This is a genomic window from Nguyenibacter vanlangensis (assembly GCF_038719015.1).
Taxonomy (GTDB): domain Bacteria; phylum Pseudomonadota; class Alphaproteobacteria; order Acetobacterales; family Acetobacteraceae; genus Gluconacetobacter; species Gluconacetobacter vanlangensis.
Window position 1 is genome coordinate 4,102,030 of the sequence record NZ_CP152276.1, and the last position, 14,919, is coordinate 4,116,948.

Here is a 14,919-nt window from a genome sequence, read left to right on the forward strand (position 1 = left end):
TCTTGTGCGCCGGCCGCGCGGGCGCGCACTATGGGCGCATGGAACAGCTCGCCGTCACCCTGCCCAGCCAGGACGCGACCGAGGACCTGGCGCGTCGCATCGCATCCGCCGCCCGGCCCGGGGACGCGATCCTGCTTTCCGGTCCGCTCGGCGCGGGCAAGACGGTGTTTTCCCGCGCCTTCCTGCGCGCCGCCTGCGCCGATCCGCAGATGGAGGTGCCCAGCCCGTCCTACACGCTGGTGCAGGCGTACGACTCGCCCCTGGGGCCGATCGCGCATTTCGACCTTTGGCGCCTGGGCGGCCCCGACGCGCTGTACGAACTGGGCTGGGACGATGCGTGCGACGGCATCGTGCTGGTCGAATGGCCGGACCGGCTGGGCGCGCTGACGCCGGCCGGGGCTCTGCACGTCACGCTGGCGGTCGCGGATGACGGCGCCCGCCAGGCCACGCTGGCCGGCTGGGCCGACCGCCCGGTCTGGGCTGAGCTGGCCCAAGGAATGGCCCAGGGAACAGCCGGGGAAACAACGGCCGGGGGAACGACCTGGGGCGCGGCATGAGCGATCGGCCGCGCCTGCCCGCGCGGGCCATGGTGTTCGCGGCCGGGCTGGGGGGGCGCATGCGCCCGCTGACCGATGCCGCCGCCAAGCCGCTGCTGCGGGTCGACGGACGCGCCATCCTGGACCATGTGCTGGACCGGCTGGACCGCGCGGGCGTGCCGGAGGTGGTGGTCAATGCCTTCTGGCAGGCCGACCAGGTCGAAGCCGCCTTGCGGCGGCGCGCCGCATCGGGCATCGGCCCGCACGTCGTGGTCCGGCGCGAGGCCGCGCTGCTGGAAACCGGCGGCAGCGCCGCGGCCGCCCTGCGCGACGGCGCGCTGGGGCCGGCCCCGTTCTTTCTGCTGAACGGCGATTCGCTCTGGCTGAACGGTCCGGTGCCCGCCCTGCACCGCCTGGCCGCCGTCTTCGATCCGGCACGCATGGATGCGCTGCTGCTGCTGGCGCGGGCCAGCCTGGCGGTGGGCGAGGTCGGGCGCGGCGATTTCGTGATGGACGCGGCGGGCCGGCTGCGCCGTCCGGCGCCGGGGGCGGTCACGCCCTATATCTTCACCGGGGTGCAGATCGCGGCGCCGTCCTTGTTCGCCGGCGCGCCGGCCGGGGCGTTCAGTCTGAACGGCCTGTGGGACGCGGCGATCGGGCGCGGGCGGCTCTATGGCATCGTGCATGACTCGGTGTGGTGCCACCTGTCGCGGCCGCAGGACCTGCCCGCCGCGACCGCCGCCCTGCGGGTCGCGCGCGATCCGGACGGGGTGGACCAGGACGTGATTCGATGAGCCGCGTGGCCAGCGTGCCGCCGCACGTGCCCTTCCTGGATCAGGTCGCAGACCGCTGGATGGCCGGAATCGCCGACGACCCGCAGCGCAGCGGCGACGGGCTGATCCTGCTGCCGAGCCGCCGCGCCGCCCGCGCCCTGACCGAGGCCTTCCTGCGCCGGGCCGATGGGCGGCCCCTGCTGCTGCCCCGGATCGCGCCGCTGGGCGGGCTGGACGAAACCGGGCTGGCGGTCGCCGCGCCGGGCGCGCTGGACCTGCCGCCCCCCGTCGAGCCGCTGCGCCGCCTGGCCACGCTGACGCGCCTGATCCTGCAGGCCGGCGACGCGTTCGGCGATGTCCGCACCATCGACCAGGCCTGGCCGCTGGCCCAGGCGCTGGCGGACCTGATGGACGACGCCGAATGGGCGGAATGCGACCTGGCCGAACGCCTGCCCCTGGCGGCCGAGGGCGATTTCGCCGAACATTGGCATCTGACCCTGCGTTTCCTGTCGATCGTGACCGGAGTCTGGCCCGCCTGGCTGGCCGAGCAGGGGGTGATGAACCCGGCCGCCCGGCAGGTCGCCCTGCTGCATGCCCAGGCGGCGCGCTGGCGCGACACGCCGCTGCCGGCCGGCGAACGGCTGTGGGCCGTCGGCTTTACCGCCGCGACGCCGTCGGTGCTGGCGGTGCTGCAATCGGTGCTGGCCATGGACATGGGGTCGGGGGAAACGGGCCGGCTGGTGCTGCCCTGGGTCGATCTGTCGCTGGATGAGGCGGACTGGAACGCCCTGCCGGACGGCCACCCGCAATCGGGCATGGCCCGCCTGCTGGCCGGGCTGGGCGTGGCCCGGGCCGACCTGGCGATCTGGGCTGATCCGCCCGCTGCCGCACAGTCGGCAACGGGGGCGGCAACGGGGCCGGCAACGGAAGCGGCAGCAGGGGCGGCCTGTCCGGCGGGGCGCGGCGCGGTGCTGGCCAGCGCGCTGCTGCCGGCGGCGGCGCTGGGCGAATGGCTGCGGGATCCGGCGCCGGCGGACCTGACGGGCCTGTCGGTCCTGCGGACCGCCGACCAGCAGGAAGAGGCGGCCGCCATCGCCCTGCTGCTGCGCCAGGCGATCGTCCGGCCCGGCCACCGTGCCGCCCTGGTGACGCCCGATCGCGCGCTGGCCGGGCGTGTCGCCGTGGAACTGGCGCGCTGGGGCGTGGTGGCGGACGACAGCGCGGGCGAGCCGCTGGGCGCGACGCCGCCGGCGGTCTTCCTGCGGCTGGTGGTCGCGGCGGTGGCGGGCGGCTTGTCCCCTGTCGCCCTGCTGTCGCTGTTGAAGCATCCGCTGGCCGCCTGCGGCCTGCCGCCGGGCGTGTGCCGGGCCTCGGCCCGCCTGCTGGAGCGCGCCGCCCTGCGCGGCCCGGCCCCCCGGCCGGGCATCGACGGGCTGCGCGACCGCCTGGCGGTGGCGCGCGACGACCCCCAGGGCGCCCTGGCCGACCGTCCCGATGCGCCCGAGGACCTGGTGGGGTTCGTCGACCGGGTCGAACGCTGCCTGGCGCCGCTGCTGTCGCTGGCCGACACGTCCGTGGCGCTGCCGGTTGCCGACCTGCTGGCGGCCCTGGTCGAGGCGGCCGAGGCGCTGGCCGCCACCGACCGGCAGGACGGGGCCGACCGGCTGTGGTCGGGCGAGGACGGCAACGCGCTGGGCCAGCACCTGGCGGCGCTGATCGCCTTCTGCGACGTGCTGCCGCCGCAGCGCGTGGCCGTGCTGGACGGGCTGCTGGCCGCGTCGATGAGCGGGCAGGCGGTGCATTCGCGCCGGGCCCTGCGTGGCCGGGACGACAATGCGCTGCATCCGCGCATCTTCATCTGGGGCCTGATGGAGGCCCGGCTGCAATCCGTCGAGACCATGGTGCTGGGCGGGCTGGTCGAATCGGTATGGCCGCCCGCGACCGATCCCGGCCCGTGGATGAGCCGCCCGATGCGTGCCCGGGTCGGGCTGCCGTCGCCCGAGCGGACGATCGGCCAGGCCGCCCATGATTTCGTCAGTTGCGCCTGTGCCGCGCCCGACATCGTGCTGTCGGTCCCCGGCCGCCGCGACGGCGCGCCCACCGTGCCGGCGCGCTGGCTGGTCCGGCTGGATGCGTATCTGGCGGGCCGCCGGCAGGCGCTGCCCGCCCATCCCGCCTTGTCCTGGCTGGCGCAGCTTGACCGGCCGGCGGACGCGCCGCGCCCCGTCGCCCCGCCGCGCCCCCGTCCGCCGCTGCCGATGCGCCCGCGCAGCCTGACGATCACCGAGATCGAAACCTGGATGCGCGATCCATACGCCATCCATGCGCGGCACGTCCTGGGCCTGCGCCGCCTGCCCGAGATCGAGGAAGCCGCGGACGCCGCCGATTACGGCAACATCGTCCATGGCGCGCTGGACCGCTGGTTCCGCCGTCCCGCCCCGGATCGCGGGGCAGAAGGGGTGGGGGCGGCCGGATTGCGTGCCCTGTTCGCCCAGGAACTGGCGGCGGCCCGGCTGCGCCCCGCCCTGGCGGCCTGGTGGGCGCCAAGGCTGGCGCGCATCGCCGACTGGGTGATCGGGGCCGAAGCCGCGCGGCAGGCCGGACGGGGTGGAGACGCACCGGTCCTGACCCGTACCGAGCAGGCCGGCCGTGCGCTGCTGACCGGCCTGCCGGGGGGCGATTTCGTGCTGCGCGGCCGGGTCGACCGCGTCGATCGCGCCGCCGACGGCGCGCTGACCCTGTTCGACTACAAGACCGGCACCCTGCCGCGGCGCAGGAGCGTCTTCGCCGGCTGGCAGTCGCAACTGGTGCTGGAGGCCGCGATGATGGAGCGCGGGGCCTTCGGTCCCGAACTGGCCGGCCCCGTCGCCGAACTGCTCTATTGGCGCCTGACCGGCGGGCCCGAGGCCGGCGAGGTGCTGCCCGTGGCGACCGGCCAGGAACTGGCGGACCTGATCGCCGCCGCCTGGGACAATCTGCGCGGGCTGATCGCGATGTATGACGACCCGGCCCAGCCTTATCTGTCGCATCCGCATCCGGACGAAAGCCCGCGTTTCGCCGATTACGCGCGCCTGGCGCGGGTGGCGGAATGGAGTGCCGCGCGCGACGAGGCCGGCCCGTGACGCCCCCGCGCGACGCGATCGGCCTGGCCAATCTCCGCCAGTCCGAGGCCTCGGACCCGGCGGCGTCGGTCTTCGTCTCGGCCTCGGCGGGCAGCGGCAAGACCAAGCTGCTGATCGACCGGCTGCTGCGCCTGATGCTGCCGCGCCCGGCGCCGGACGGCACGCTGGCCGCCGGGTCGGACCCGGCGCGGATCCAGTGCCTGACCTTTACCAAGGCGGCGGCGGCGGAGATGGCGATCCGCCTGCAAAGCCGCCTGGGGCGGTGGGTCACGCTGCCGGATGCGGCGCTGGACCGGGAACTGGCCGGCCTGTCGGTCCCGGCCTGCGACCCGACGCGCCGGGCGGCGCGGGAATTGTTCGCCCGGGTGCTGGACCTGCCGGGCGGCATGCGGATCGGCACGATCCACGCCTTCTGCCAATCCCTGCTGCGCCGCTTTCCGGTCGAGGCCGCGATCAGCCCGCATTTCACCCTGGTCGAGGACACCGATGCGCGCATCGCGATGCGCGAGGCGGCGGACAGCGTGGTCGGGACGGGGGGCGACGCGGTGGCGATCCTGGCCGGGCAGATCGGCGCGGGTGATTTCGCCGCCCTGCTCGGCGGCCTGCAGGCGCGGCTGCGGCAATTGCAGCCGGTGATCGGCGCGCTGGCGCGGGATCGCGCCGGGGTCGAGGCGGCGATGATGCGGGCGGTGGGCGCACGCGGCCGGGACGCGGCCGCCGTGCGGCTGGCCGCCTGTACGGTCCCCGGCGAATCCGTCCTGCGCGAGCGGCTGCGTCTCGTGGCCGAACTGGCCTCGCCCGCCATGCGCCGCACCGCGCAGTCCATGCTGGATTGGCTGTCGCTGCCACCCGGGGACCGCGCCGCGCAGTGGAACGTCTGGCGCGGCGCGCTGGTCAAGCAGGATGGCGAGCCGCGCCGCCGCGGCGGCCTGAACGCGAAATTCGACGAGGCCCACCCCGCGATCGGCGATGCGCTGCTGGCCGAGGCGGCGCGGATCATCGCGGTGGACGAGGAATGCCGCGCGATCGCCGTACTGCATGTCAGCATGGCGCTGCTGGATGTCGCGGTGCCGGTGCTGCGGCAATATGGCGAACGCAAGCGCGGGCGCGGCCTGGTCGATTATGACGACCTGATCGACCGTACCCTGGAATTGCTGAAGGATCCGGGCGCCGCCTGGGTGCTGTACAAGCTCGATGGCGGCATCGACCATCTGCTGCTGGACGAGGTGCAGGACACGTCGCCCGAGCAATGGGCGATCGCGGGCGGCCTGACGGCGGAATTCTTCGCCGGCGCGGGGACGCAGGATGCGGACGCGCCGCCGCGCACCCTGTTCGCGGTCGGCGACTACAAGCAGTCGATCTATTCCTTCCAGGGGGCCGACCCGGCGGCGTTCCGTCAGTGGCGCGGGCGCTTCCGCCAGCGGGTCCACGATGCCGGAAGCCTGTGGAAGGAACCGGCCCTGACCGTCTCCTTCCGTTCCACCGCGCCGGTGCTGAAGCTGGTCGACAGCGTCTTCTCGCTGCCCGAGGCCGCCAGCGGCCTGGTCGAGCCAGGGGGCGGCGTGCCCGAGCATCTCTCGGCGCGGCCGGGGCAGGGGGGGCGGGTGGAATTATGGCCCCTGACCCCCAGCGACGAATCGGGGCAGGAGGCCGATCCCTGGTCGGCCCCGCGCGAGAATGGCGGGCAATCGACCGCCGCCCAGCGCCTGGCGGACTCGCTGGCGGCCTGGATCGTCGCCGAGCTGCGCCGCCCGCCCGAGCCGGGCCGGGCGCCGCTGACACCCGGCGACGTGCTGGTGCTGGTGCCCAGGCGGTCGAATTTCGTGCGGTCGCTGATCCGGGCGTTGAAGACGCAGGACGTGCCGGTGGCCACGCTGGTGCGGACCGGCCTGGTGGACCAGTTGGCGGTGCAGGACCTGATGGCGCTGTGCGATGCGCTGCTGCTGCCCCAGGACGATCTGACCCTGGCCTGCGTGCTGACCTCGCCGCTGGGCGGCGTGTCGGATGACGGGGTGCTGGACCTGGCGGCCGGGCGCGGCGGCCGGCCGCTATGGGCCGTGCTGCGCGACCGGCATGCGGAACGGCCCGACTGGCACGCCGCCTGGACGATGCTGGCCGCCTTGTTCCGCCGCGTCGATTACGCCTCGCCCTACGGCCTGTTGTCCGAGGCGCTGGGTCCGCAGGGCGGCCGCGCCCGGCTGCTGGCCCGGCTGGGCCCCGAGGCGGCCGAACCGGTGGACGAATTGCTGTCGGCCGCGCTGCGCTACGAATCCCTGCATCCACCCTCGCTGCAGGGGTTCCTGCATTGGCTGCGTGCCTCGCAGGAGACCGTCAAGCGCGAGCCGGACGCCACCGCCGACATGGTGCGGGTGATGACGGCCCATGGCGCCAAGGGGTTGCAGGCGCGGCTGGTGATCCTGCCGGATACGGCAGGCACGGCGAAATTCGATGGCGGCATCGTCTGGGCGCGCGACGACGTGGACGGGCTGGACCTGCCGCTGTGGGTGCCGCGCGCCGAGATGGGGATCGGCGTGACCCGGGCCCTGCAGCAGAAGCTGCGCGATGCGGCGACCGAGGAATATAATCGCCTGCTCTATGTCGCGCTGACGCGGGCCAGCGACCGGCTGGTGGTCTGCGGCTGGCAGCAGAAACGCACCATTGCGGACGAAAGCTGGTACATGCTCTGCCGCCGCGGCTTCGAACGCGCGGGCGCCGAGGAACGGCCGTTCGATCTGGGTGGGGGAAGTTGGGGCGAGACCTGCCTGGTGCTGGAGGAAGCGGCGCGCGTCGCCTCGACCGAACGGCCCGCGGCGGTGCCCGCCCCGGTCTTGGCGCCGCTGCCCGGCTGGATGGGCCGGGCGCCGGACTGGATCCCGGTTCCGCCCGCCCCCGAATCGCCGCTGCTGCGCCCGCTGGTGCCCAGCCGCCCCGACGACGCGCCGCTGGGGCCGCAGCCGGCGGTACGTTCGCCCCTGGCGATCGCGCGGGCCAGCCGCCCCGCGGCGCGGGAACAGGCCCTGCGTCGCGGACAGATCATCCATGCGTTATTGCATTACCTGCCCGGGCAACCACCCGCATCGCGGGCCGATGCGGCGCGCGCATGGCTGGCCCGTCCCGGGCACGGGCTGGATGCGGCCGAGCAGGCCCGGCTGGCCGGACAGGTGCTGGCGGTGATGGAACACCCCGCCCTGATCCCGCTGTTCGGCCCGGCAAGCCGCGGCGAACAGCCGGTGGCGGGGGTCGCGGGCGGTGCGGTGATCGTGGGGCAGGTCGATCGCATGGCGGTGCTGCCGGATGCGGTGCTGCTGTGCGATTTCAAGACGAATCGCCGCCCGCCCGACGATGTGGCGGCGACCCCGGTGCTGTATCTGCGGCAGATGGCGTCCTATCGCGCGCTGCTGTCCGCCCTCTATCCGGATCGGCCGGTTCGTTGCACCCTGGTCTGGACTGAAGATGCCCGAATCATGGAACTGCCCGATTCGCTGCTGGCGTGCCATGCTCCGGACGACCCGGCCCCGGGTGGGCCCGGAGGATGGCAATCTTGAAACACGGCGGCCCGGCGCCATGTCCAGATGGAACCCGCCACTGGAACCCCCATTGGTACTCAAGGAGTAATGTGATGAGCGAAAATACCGTGGCCGTCAGCGATGCCACTTTCGAAAGCGATGTCCTGAAGGCCGAGGGGCCTGTGCTGGTGGATTTCTGGGCCGAATGGTGCGGCCCGTGCAAGATGATCGCCCCGGCGCTGGACGAGATCGGCGCTGAACTGAAGGGCAAGCTGACGGTCGCGAAAGTCAATATCGACGACAACCCGTCCACGCCCAACAAATATGCCGTGCGGGGCATTCCGACCCTGATCCTGTTCAAGAACGGCCAGCCGGCCGCGACCAAGGTCGGTGCCCTGCCCAAGAGCCAGTTGAAGGAATGGGTCAAGGGCAGCCTGTAGGGCCCTTATGGCGGAGGGTCATGGGGCCGAACCTCATGATCCTCCGCCATAAAGAGTCCCCGGCGCGTCAGGCCGACCAGTTGGCGAGGGTGGCGTGGCCGTGCGCCAGCCCGGCCCGGACGCCGGGACTGCACAGCGCCGCCAGTTCCCCCTGGTGGTCGTAGGTCGGCATCAGCCGGTTCAGCAGCGCGTTCTTCGCGGTCGCCGGGTGGAAATAGATTTCCGACAATCCGTCGGGCAGGTGCGCGGCCAGGGCGGCGACCCGGTCGGCGGTCATATGGCCGCTCCAGGCGATGCCGAAGCACCAGTCATTGGTGCGCAGTCCCGCGCGGCGGGCCTGATGGCGCAGCAGGCCGGTCCAGCGGCGCAGCACCGCCGATCCCATCGAATCGCTGTAGGTCCCGGCCCCGATCAGCGGTTCGGGCGGTTCCATCGGCACCCGGACGGCCCGCAGCCCATAGCGCAGGCCGGTGCGGATCATCATCCGTCCGACCGTGGGGTGCAGGTGCATGTGCTTGTGGGCGTTGGCGTGGTCCAGCCGCAGCCCGGTCCGGGCGAAGGCGGCGAATTGCGCCTCGATCTCGGCGGCCAACTGGCGGCGTACCGCCGGGCGAAAGAAATAATTGACGCCCAGCCTGAGCTGATTGCCCGGAAACTGCCCGCTCTGGCCGACCAGCAGGGGAATCGCGTCGTGCGGCAGGACCGAGGGCCCCTCGATCGCCACCAGATGCAGCCCGACATGCAGCCCCGGCAGCCGCCGCGCCCGCGCCACCGCATCGGCCGCCGCCGGGCCGGCCACCATCAGGCTGGCGGTCGAGAGCAGCCCGTCGCGGTGGGCGATCTCGATGGCTTCGTTGACTTCTTCCGACAGGCCGAAATCATCGGCGGATACGATGACGCGCTTCATGGGATGGGTCCCCGTCGCGCGCCGGGGCGGCCGCCCCGGCGCGCGACCGGACTCAGGCCGCGCGGCGGTCGCGCAGGAACTGGAAGAATTCCACGCCCTCGCGCAGGCGGCGCTTCATCATCTGCGGGCTGCGCACCATCTCGCCGACGATCGAGGCGATCTTCGGCGCGCGGAAATAGAATTTCCGGTAGAATTCCTCGACACTGCCGAAGATTTCGGTGTGCGACAGGTGCGGATAGTGCAGCGGCGCGATCTGCACGCCGTTCTCGTCGATCAGCTCGGCGTTGCTTTCGTCCAGCCAGCCATTCTCGGTCGCCTGGCGGTGCAGGAACGTACCGGGATAGGGCGCGGCCAGCGACACCTGCAGCGTGTGCGGGTTGATCTCGGTGGCGAACTTGATCGTCTCCTGGATCGTCTCCTTGGTCTCGCCGGGCAGGCCCAGGATGAACGTGCCGTGGATCTTGATCCCCAGCTCGTGGCAGTTCCTGGTGAATTCGCGCGCCACTTCGACGCGCATGCCCTTCTTGATGTTGTGCAGGATCTGCTGGTTGCCGCTCTCATAGCCCACCAGCAGCAGGCGCAGCCCGTTATCCTTCAGCACTTCCAGCGTCTTGCGGGGCACGTTCGCCTTGGCGTTGCACGACCAGGTGACGCCCATCTTGCCCAGTTCCCGCGCGATCGCCTCGGCGCGCGGCAGGTCGTCGGTGAAGGTGTCGTCGTCGAAGAAGAATTCCTTGACCTGCGGGAAATATTGCCGTGCCAGGCGGATTTCGGCCGCCACGTGCTCGGGGCTGCGGGTGCGGTAATGATGGCCGCCGACCGTCTGCGGCCACAGGCAGAAGGTGCAGCGCGACTTGCAGCCGCGGCCGGTATAGATCGAGATATACGGGTGCATCAGGTACCCGATGAAATAATCCTCGATCTTCAGGTCGCGCTTGTACACTTCGGTGACGAAGGGCAGGCTGTCCATGTTCTCGATCATGGCGCGATCGCGGTTATGGACGACGACCCCGTCGGCGTTGCGCCAGGAAATGCCGTCCACGTCCTTCAGGTCGCGGCCCTCGGCGATCTCCTTGATCGTGAAGTCGAATTCGTTGCGCGCCACGAAGTCGACCGGCGCGCCCTTCAGCAGGCTTTCCTCGGGCTGGACGGCGACCTTGGCGCCGACCATGCCGATCTTCAGCGACGGGTTGGCGTCCTTGAGCATCTGCGCCACCCGCACGTCCGACGCGAAGGACGGGGTCGAGGTGTGCATCACGACCAGATCGCGGTTGCGCACGTCCTGCAGGATCGGCTCCATCCCCATGCGGGCCGGCGGCGCGTCGATCAGGCGGCTGCCCGCGACCAGGGCGGCGGGCTGCGCCAGCCAGGTCGGATACCAGAAGGACCGGATTTCCCGCTTGGCCTGATAGCGGGACCCGGCGCCGCCGTCGAAACCGTCGAAGGAAGGGGGTTGCAGGAATAATGTCTTCATCATGATACGCAGATCCTCGGGCGTGGGGATTGGGGGTCCGGCACGGCCTGCTTTGCTATGTCCTTGGTCGCGTGGGCATGCGCTACTCGCCCGGCGCGACGGGGTGGGATGGAGGCGTCATAACCGAATGTGGCGCGAGATGCATCGTCTGTCCACGCCATGCCACGCGCGTGCCGCTGACGCTACCGACCATGACGCCCGCCGAGATCCAGTCCCGCACCGGCAGCATCAGCAGCGGCAGCAGGCTGCGCTGGGCCAGCAGCCGGTCCATCACGAAGGCGGTGACGGCGCGGCTGAACCAGACGGCCAGGAACACGCCCCAGCTCCAGCGCGCATGGGGTTGCAGCAGGACCGCCAGCGCGGCCCAGAACAGCGGGAGCTGGATGGCCGACGCGGCATAGCCGGCCGGCTCCAGCGTCTTCACCGTCCGGCCCCAGCGCAGTTCGTGCGTCAGCACGTCGCCGAATCCCGGTTCGCCGACCGTGGTCCAGGTCATGCACGAGGCGATGGCGATCTCCAGCCCGCGCTCGCGCACCAGCCGCCCCAGCATCGCGTCGTCGGCGACGTGGTGTACCAGGGCCGGCAGGCCGCCGATATGCTCCAGCGTCTCGCGCCGCAGCGCCATGGTGGCGCCCAGGCAGTCCTGCCGCCCCAGATAGCGCGACAGCATCACCCCGGGCAGGAAATTATGGTTGATGTGGCAGGCCGCCAGCAGGCGCGCCATGCTGGGCGTGGCCGGCAGGCCGGCATAGAGCGTCGTCGCCAGCCCGACCCCGGGCTGCGCCAGCGCGTGGACGACGTGGCGCAGATAATCCGGCGCGACATGGATGTCCGAGTCGGAGATGACCAGGACATCGTGCCGCGCGCGCGGCAGCATGTTGATCAGATTGCCGATCTTGCGATTGACCCCGTGATAGGTCGGGTCGATCACCAGGTCGATCGCAACCCCGGGATGGCGTGCGCGCAGGCGCTGCACGATGGCGATCGCCGGGTCGCCCGCATCCTGCACGCCGAAGACGATCTGCAGATACGGATAATCCTGCGTGCAGAAGCTCTCCAGAGCCTCTTCCAGCAGGGGCTCGTCGCCATGCAGGGGCTTCAGGATCGTGACCGGCGGCAATGCGTCGCCGGCGGGGACGTGCCGCTCGTTCCAGCGGAATCGGGCGACCAGCCCCGTGCCCAGCGCCGCCTGCATGCAACCGGCTGCCGCGACCAGGGTGGCCAGACCGGCGGGTGAGACAAGGGCATGCAGCGGCGCGAACATTCTCTTTCCGGCAGGGGGACGCGGGCCGTCAGCAGACGGAGGCGGGGTCGACGAAGGGGTGGCACATAGGATTCGGGCCGGCGCCGGCGGGGGCGGTCAGCCCTCGGAGAACGCCTTGACCTTCTTCTCTAGCAGCGAGATCAGGTTCTGCACATTCCCCGACGCCAGTGTCGAGCTGAAATCGGAGCGTTGTGCAGCAACTTGGCTGATGTGTGCATTCAGCAACACATCGACGATGTGCCAGCCCTGGGGGCCGGGACGCATCACGTAATCGATCTCGGTGCCGTCGGGATCGTCGGTCGAACCGATATGGGTGGTCACGATCTGGTCGCTGCCCACGGGCGAGGGGCGCGGCGCCGGATTGACGTTGAAACGGGCATCGCCCCCCGGCTTGAAGCTGGAGACGTAGCGCGCCACGGTGAACTGGCGGAACACGGACAGCAATTTCTGCCGGTCGTCCCCGGACAGCCCGCCATAGCGCAGGCCCACCGATGCCCGCAGCACGGTTTCCAAATCATAAACCTTGTCCACCACCGGGGCCAGGATCTGGGCGCGCTGGGCGAAGGAACTGCCGGTCGCGGCCTGGATCTGCTGCAACGCGGCGTAGAGCGCGCTGACGGGACCGACCGCCGCTGCCGGGGCCTGCGTTCCGGCCTGGGCCCCGGTTTGGGCCCCAGTTTGGGCAGAGGCCGCGGCGGGACCAAAGACCGGCGCGGCGACCGGCAGAACCGCCAGGCCCACGCCCAGCGCCACGGGGAGGGAAAACGTCAAGCGTCGCATCACCATCATGATTTCGGTCCGATTGTCGCCTTTAGCAAGGGTGGGGATACGCGCGCGGCGTTGCCGGTTCGAACGCCCAGGGCGTTTCGCGCGCATGCGGCGATGGCCTGTGCGTCGAGACCTGCCTCGCGATATTGGGCGTCCTGAGTGTTGTGGTCGATGAAGCGGTCCGGGAGCGTCATGGGCCGGACGCGGACGGTGTCGAGCAGTCCGTTGCGGGCCAGATGGTGCATGACGAAGGCGCCGAATCCGCCCTCGGCGCCGTCCTCGACGGTCAGCAGCACGGCATGGTTGCGGGCGAGGTTGTCGATCAGCGCGGTGTCCAGCGGCTTGGCGAAGCGCGCGTCGGCGATGGTGGGCGGCAGGCCCCCGGCGGCCAGCAGGTCGGCGGCCTTCAGCACGTCGGCCAGGCGGGTGCCCAGCGACAGGATGGCGATGCCGCCCTTTTTCGCGCCCGGACTGGCGGCCCATCTCGCGGATGATCCGTCCGCGGCCGATTTCCAGCACGCTGCCCTGTTCGGGCAGGGCCAGGCCCAGCCCGTTGCCGCGCGGATAGCGCAGCGCGATCGGCCCGTCATCGAAGGCGCATGCGGTGGCCGTCATGTGCAGCAGCTCCAGCTCGTCGCTGGGGGCCATGATGGTCATGCCCGGCAGGCAGCCCAGATAGTTCAGGTCGAACGACCCGGCGTGGGTGGCGCCGTCGGCGCCGACCAGGCCGGCGCGGTCGATGGCGAAGCGCACCGGCAGGTTCTGCAGCACCACGTCGTGCATCACCTGGTCGTAGGCGCGCTGCAGGAAGGTGGAATAGATCGCGCAGAACGGGCGCAGCCCCTCGGTCGCCATGCCGGCGGCGAAGGTCACGGCATGCTGCTCGGCGATGCCGACATCGAAGAACCGCTCGGGGCAGGCGCGGGCGAAGGCGTCCAGCCCGGTGCCCGACGGCATGGCGGCGGTGATGGCCACGATCCGTTCGTCCTGCCGGGCGCAGCGCACCAGTTCGCGGCTGAACACCGCGGTATAGCTGGGCGGTCCCGGCGGGGCCTTGCTCTGCTCGCCGGTGACGACGTTGAACTTCGCCACGGCGTGATATTTGTCGCCCGCCGCCTCGGCCGGGCGATAGCCGCGGCCCTTCTCGGTGACGACATGCAGCAGGATGGGGCCCTTGTCGTCGGCGTCGCGCAGGTTGCGCAGGATGGGCACGAGCTGGCTCATGTCGTGGCCGTCGACCGGACCGACATAATAGAAGCCCAGCTCCTCGAACAGCGTGCCGCCCGTGATCATGCCGCGGGCATATTCCTCGGCCTTCTTGGCGGTGCGTTCCAGCCGGTCGGGCAGGCGGCGCACCATCTTGCCGGCCAGGTCGCGCAGGCCGAGGAACTGGCGCGAGGACATCAGCCGCGACAGATAGGCGGACATGGCGCCGACCGGCGGGGCGATCGACATCTCGTTGTCGTTCAGCACCACGATCAGGCGCGAGGCGCCGGGCCCGGCGGCCGCGGCATTGTTCATCGCCTCATAGGCCATGCCGGCCGAGATCGAGCCGTCGCCGATCACGGCGACGACATTGCGCTCGCGATAGGCGGGATCGTGGGCGGCGCGCAGATGGTGCGCCACGGCCATGCCCAGCCCGGCGGAGATCGAGGTCGAGGAATGGGCGGCGCCGAACGGGTCGTATTCGCTCTCGGAGCGGCGGGTGAAGCCCGACAGGCCGCCCGGCTGGCGCAGGGTGCGGATGGCCGCGCGCCGCCCGGTCAGGATCTTGTGGGGATAGGCCTGGTGGCCGACATCCCAGACGATCCGGTCGGCAGGCGTGTCGAACACCGCATGCAGCGCCACCGTCAGCTCGACCACGCCCAGCGACGCACCCAGATGCCCGCCCGTCGTCGATACCGCGTCCACCGTCTCGGCCCGCAGTTCCTCCGCCAACTGCCTCAATTGCTCGATCGACAGGTTGCGCAGGTCCGCCGGATACGAAACCCGATCCAAAAGCGGAAAGCGCCCGCGCGTCGGCTCGCCGCCGGGCCCGGTACGGCCGGCTCCGAATCCGGACGTGCCGGCGGGCTGTTGGGGGGTCGGCTGATCCATGACGTTTACGCTCATTTTATGTTTGCCAGGTA

At 71.4% G+C, this 14,919-nt stretch carries 9 protein-coding genes and 1 pseudogene; 5 read left to right on the forward strand and 5 right to left on the reverse strand.

Annotated elements, in window-relative coordinates:
• Positions 1–38 precede the first annotated feature (38 nt).
• The 5 genes from tsaE (at position 39) to trxA (ending at position 8,377) form a co-directional block, all read left to right on the forward strand.
• Entirely contained in the window at positions 39–557 is a 519-nt protein-coding gene (gene tsaE, locus AAC691_RS19180; protein WP_342630275.1) for a tRNA (adenosine(37)-N6)-threonylcarbamoyltransferase complex ATPase subunit type 1 TsaE, read from the forward strand.
• A complete protein-coding gene (locus tag AAC691_RS19185; protein WP_342628114.1) occupies positions 554–1,330 on the forward strand; it encodes a nucleotidyltransferase family protein in 777 nt (258 codons plus the stop codon). Before tsaE ends, AAC691_RS19185 begins: the two co-directional genes overlap by 4 nt.
• Entirely contained in the window at positions 1,327–4,431 is a 3,105-nt protein-coding gene (addB, locus tag AAC691_RS19190) for a double-strand break repair protein AddB (protein ID WP_342628115.1), read from the forward strand. The genes AAC691_RS19185 and addB overlap by 4 nt, the downstream gene beginning before the upstream one ends.
• Positions 4,398–7,976 carry a double-strand break repair helicase AddA gene (gene addA, locus AAC691_RS19195; protein WP_408906020.1) on the forward strand — a complete coding sequence of 1,193 codons (3,579 nt, stop codon included), beginning with the start codon at positions 4,398–4,400 and terminating at the stop codon, positions 7,974–7,976. Before addB ends, addA begins: the two co-directional genes overlap by 34 nt.
• 74 nt (positions 7,977–8,050) lie before the next feature.
• Entirely contained in the window at positions 8,051–8,377 is a 327-nt protein-coding gene (gene trxA, locus AAC691_RS19200; protein ID WP_176641413.1) for a thioredoxin TrxA, read from the forward strand.
• 67 nt (positions 8,378–8,444) lie between these two features.
• On the opposite strand, the gene hpnK is transcribed toward trxA, so the two are convergent.
• The 5 genes and pseudogenes from hpnK to dxs all read right to left on the reverse strand — a co-directional run bounded on the left by hpnK (position 8,445) and on the right by dxs (position 14,887).
• Complete coding sequence (hpnK, locus tag AAC691_RS19205; RefSeq protein ID WP_342628117.1) at positions 8,445–9,284, reverse strand: hopanoid biosynthesis-associated protein HpnK; 840 nt, start codon at positions 9,282–9,284, stop codon at positions 8,445–8,447.
• A gap of 52 nt (positions 9,285–9,336) precedes the next feature.
• Entirely contained in the window at positions 9,337–10,761 is a 1,425-nt protein-coding gene (gene hpnJ, locus AAC691_RS19210) for a hopanoid biosynthesis associated radical SAM protein HpnJ (RefSeq protein ID WP_176640513.1), read from the reverse strand.
• 79 nt (positions 10,762–10,840) lie between these two features.
• Positions 10,841–12,022 (reverse strand): bacteriohopanetetrol glucosamine biosynthesis glycosyltransferase HpnI, encoded by a 1,182-nt coding sequence (gene hpnI, locus AAC691_RS19215; RefSeq protein ID WP_342628118.1) that lies wholly within the window; start codon positions 12,020–12,022, stop codon positions 10,841–10,843.
• 96 nt (positions 12,023–12,118) lie between these two features.
• The gene (locus AAC691_RS19220; protein WP_342628119.1) at positions 12,119–12,898 is read right to left on the reverse strand and encodes an ABC transporter substrate-binding protein; all 780 of its coding nucleotides are present in this window, start codon (positions 12,896–12,898) and stop codon (positions 12,119–12,121) included.
• Positions 12,808–14,887: pseudogene (dxs, locus tag AAC691_RS19225) on the reverse strand (1-deoxy-D-xylulose-5-phosphate synthase). Before dxs ends, AAC691_RS19220 begins: the two are co-directional and overlap by 91 nt.
• Positions 14,888–14,919: the final 32 nt, after the last annotated feature.